The organism is Xanthomonas populi, assembly GCF_002940065.1.
GTDB lineage: Bacteria > Pseudomonadota > Gammaproteobacteria > Xanthomonadales > Xanthomonadaceae > Xanthomonas > Xanthomonas populi.
In genome coordinates this window covers 1-3,555 of record NZ_MDEJ01000223.1, presented here as the reverse complement: position 1 = coordinate 3,555, position 3,555 = coordinate 1, and the positions used below count along the sequence as shown (strand labels likewise).

The 3,555-nt window shown below is 61.7% G+C and carries 5 protein-coding genes; all 5 read right to left on the bottom strand.

What is annotated here, in order from left to right; all coding sequences use genetic code 11:
* Positions 1-276 precede the first annotated feature (276 nt).
* Entirely contained in the window at positions 277-633 is a 357-nt protein-coding gene (locus XpopCFBP1817_RS20035) for an EF-hand domain-containing protein (protein ID WP_128418417.1), read from the bottom strand.
* Between the two features lie 223 nt (positions 634-856).
* Positions 857-1,234: a hypothetical protein gene (locus XpopCFBP1817_RS20030; RefSeq protein WP_128418416.1), complete on the bottom strand. Its 378-nt coding sequence runs from the start codon at positions 1,232-1,234 to the stop codon at positions 857-859.
* A 136-nt stretch (positions 1,235-1,370) separates the two neighbouring features.
* Entirely contained in the window at positions 1,371-1,568 is a 198-nt protein-coding gene (locus XpopCFBP1817_RS20025; protein WP_128418415.1) for a CPXCG motif-containing cysteine-rich protein, read from the bottom strand.
* A 152-nt stretch (positions 1,569-1,720) separates the two neighbouring features.
* The gene (locus tag XpopCFBP1817_RS20020; RefSeq protein ID WP_128418414.1) at positions 1,721-2,398 is read right to left on the bottom strand and encodes a M15 family metallopeptidase; all 678 of its coding nucleotides are present in this window, start codon (positions 2,396-2,398) and stop codon (positions 1,721-1,723) included.
* Between the two features lie 166 nt (positions 2,399-2,564).
* Entirely contained in the window at positions 2,565-3,371 is an 807-nt protein-coding gene (locus XpopCFBP1817_RS20015) for an N-acetylmuramoyl-L-alanine amidase (RefSeq protein ID WP_128418413.1), read from the bottom strand.
* Positions 3,372-3,555 lie beyond the last annotated feature (184 nt).

The following is a 3,555-nucleotide window of genomic DNA, read 5'->3' as shown; positions in this document are numbered from 1 at the left end:
TGCGCGCACTTGTTTCTACACGATCCGGGTGCAACCAGCTGATCTATCTCGGGAAAACGTGGGGAAACCTCAGGGTCAGGAGGCAACGTCACCCTAGCGAGACAGACGTAAAAAAAACGGGAGCGACCCTGGCAGATCGCTCCCACCTGTCCATCCTGATGCACGTGTCGTTGCGGCGTCTGACTGCTGAAGCCATCAAATCAAATCATTGTCATTGATCAAAACACTGTTGCTGCGCCTATGGACTACGGCGCATCTGTCACTGCGCTGGATGCATTAGTTACCCTGCGACCCGGTCGCACTGGCGCCACTCTGTTGTTTGGCAACGAATGCCTTGTACTCATCCGTGGTCAATTTGCCGTCTGTATTGCTGTCGGCTTGGTCAAAGATCTGTACGAGACCTGCGTTGACCTGCGCTTCCGGCTTGCTGATGGCGCCATCACTATCGGTATCCACACTGGCCCAAGTCTGGCCGCCACCGGAACTTGCACCACTGGATTGAGCGGATGTTGCCGAACTGCCCGCCTGCGCTGCTGCGTCTTGTGGCGTACTTTGCGCCATGGCCGGCAGCGCCAAAGCGGCGGCAAGGGCGGCGGTGGCAGCGAGCAGCGAGGTGCGGTTGCGATGCTTCATTTGGGTGGTCTCCTTGGCTTGGGAATGCACGGTGTCGCCGCACATGCCACCACTCTACCCCGAGCGAATGAATACAAAACCCACCCTAAATTCGCGCAAAACATCGTTTTAACCACAGCGCAGATGTTTGCGATTAGGCGTCTGTTAGGCATCGGTGAGGTAAACAGAAGCGCCGCATTCAATGCATGAAAATGTGCGGACTACGCCACATTTTCCAGGGATGTCAGGCATTCGGCGGCGCGTCATTCCAACGTCCAGAACTGAACAGTTTCCAACCCAGCACCACACCGGCAATCGCACCGAAGACTTCCATCACCACTCGCGATCCCAATTCGTTGGGGTCGTGGATCTTGGCCAACGCGATGCGCGCATACAAGGGCGACTCCAGCCGCACGATGCTGGTATAGACGAGATTCCAGATGTCGTAACCGGCACCGATCGCAACCGTGAGCAGACAGGCGATACCCAGCGTGTGCCCATGGGTGAAGTGCAGGCGCCGCCCGCTCCGCTCCACAGCCGCGAACACCAGCACTCCCAGCACCAGCGCGATCAGGCCGGCCTCCAGCGAACCGAGCAGGCCGAAGTGCAGAGACAAATTCATCGTGACACTCCGGGCAGCAGGCGCATCAGTCTAGCGGCTGCGGGCGATGGGGCCCTGCCAGACCCACAGGAACGACCGGTCACGCGCATGGGACCGGCCGGGCAATCCGATGGTTCAATCGTGCGACAAGCCACGCTCATGCGTCGTCTTGGTCGCGCGCGCTCACCTTCGCCTCGCCCTCGTCGTCCCACTGCACGCTCACCGAGATCGGCTTGCAGCAGACCTGGCAGTCTTCGACGTAGCTCTGGTCGCCTCCGGTCAGATCAAGCGTCAGGGTGATCCACTCCCCGCAATACGGGCAGGCGATATCGACAACGCGCTCCGGGTCAGACATGACACTTCCTCAAAGTGGCAAAACACGCTACGCGGCAATCAAGCGACGCGGAGTGCACGGATGGCAGGCAACACGCGCAGTGTGGGAGTGGCGTTCGACGATGCCGAGCACCAGCAACACTGGCCACTGCGCAGTCGCTTGGTGGCGCGCGATCAGTTGACACGCACCTCGTAGGCAGTGTCGGGGTTCGGCTCGGGACGGAAGGTGAAGTGCCACCACTCCATCGGATAGTTGGCACAGCCCTCTGCCGCCATCGCACGCAGCAAGCGCTGACGGTTCGCCCGCTGCGCCACGTTGAGATCGCGTGTATCGGTATGCGCACGCGCATCGAAAAAATCGAAATCGGTCCCCATGTCAACCGCTCGACACTTGCCTGATCGGCAATCCAGCAATCCCAGATCCAGCGTCGCACCGCGGCTATGGCCGGATGTCTGGGCAATGTAATCGCCCAGCAGCGCGCGCTTGTCCACGCGCGGGTAATACTGCGCCTTGCTCGACTGATCTTGCAGATCCGCAGCCCAGGCCACCAATGCCTGCACCGCCCGCACCGGTCGATAGCAATCGAACACCTGCAGCCGATATCCTTTGGCCCGGAGCGTGCGCGCCACACGTGCCAACGCCTCAGCCGCCGGACGCAGCAAATAGCACGTGGGCGCTGCATACCCAGGCACCACACGCCCGGTGACGTTGTTGCTGCCCGCATAGCGCATGTCCACCGCAATTTCGGGCGCAAGGCCGTGCACGTCGATCAAGCCGGCGTCTGCGGCAGTCTGCGCTGGCGAAACGCGCACCTCGGCTGCGCTGACGGCAGAAGGTAGCGGGGCCATCATGAGCAACGTCCCCCAGATTGCCGGCTGCCAGCAACGGCGCGAGCTTTGTAACAGTTTGGTCTTCCGCATTGTCTTACCCCTGCGCAAACCGGAAACGACGCGCGCCATTCGTCCATCTTTACCCAGTCGCCGAAATGCGGAGTGGCCAGCCTTAAGGACAATGCGCTTACTGCCCGTCGCCCTCAAGCGGCTCGGCAGCGCCAGGCAGGCTCGGTGGCCGCAGCGGTCCGGTCAACGCATGCAGAATGCGCAAGTCTTCGGCGTCCAACGTGCGCGCATCGTTGCCGCGATAGTGATGATGAAACGCCTGCAGCGTGGCGGCGGGATCGTTGACGCTGTAGCCGAGCAAGGCGAGCGCCTGCCACGGGTCGAAACCTGGCGGCGCAGCCGGAGCATCGGCTGCGGGCCAGCGGCCGAATCCCGCTTCGGCCAGGCGTTTCCAGGGGAACAGCGAACCGGGGTCGTTCTTGCGCGTTGGCGCGACGTCTTCATGGCCGACGATCTGCGTGCGCGGAATGCGCAAGCGCGTGCACAGGTCGTCCAGCAATACCAGCAGGCTGTCGATCTGTGCAGCCGCGAACGGCTCACTGCCGTCGTTGTCCAGCTCGATGCCGATCGAGGCGGAATTGATGTCGGTGATGGTGCCCCAGCGGCCGGCGCCGCCATGCCAGGCGCGCTGGTCGTCGCTGACCAACTGATAGCGCCGGCCATCGTCGCCGATCAGATAATGCGCACTGACCCGGCCACTGCTGTTACGCTCACGCAGCGTGCTCAGACTCTGCTGCACCGAGTGCTGGTCGGTGAAGTGCAACACGATCAGGATCGGCCGCCGCGCGTCGTAATTGGGCGACGGCACCCATTGCGCCAGCGGATTGCGCTGCGGTGTATGCGCGCAAGCACCCAATGACAGCACGACCAGGCAACACGCGGCGCGTAGGCAAAGCGATGGCGACAGGGTGAAGGTGGGCGACATAGGACTCTCTTGGTGAAACGACAAGGGCATGCACCGTGCCTGCGCCCCAACGGACACCGCATGCGATGCGCCCATTATCTGCTGGGTGGCGATAGTTTACGTCATAAAGGGCACCTCGAACAACCAAGTCGTAGCCGTGGTGACACGCACTGGATGATGACCATACCTTCAAAAAATCAGCGAT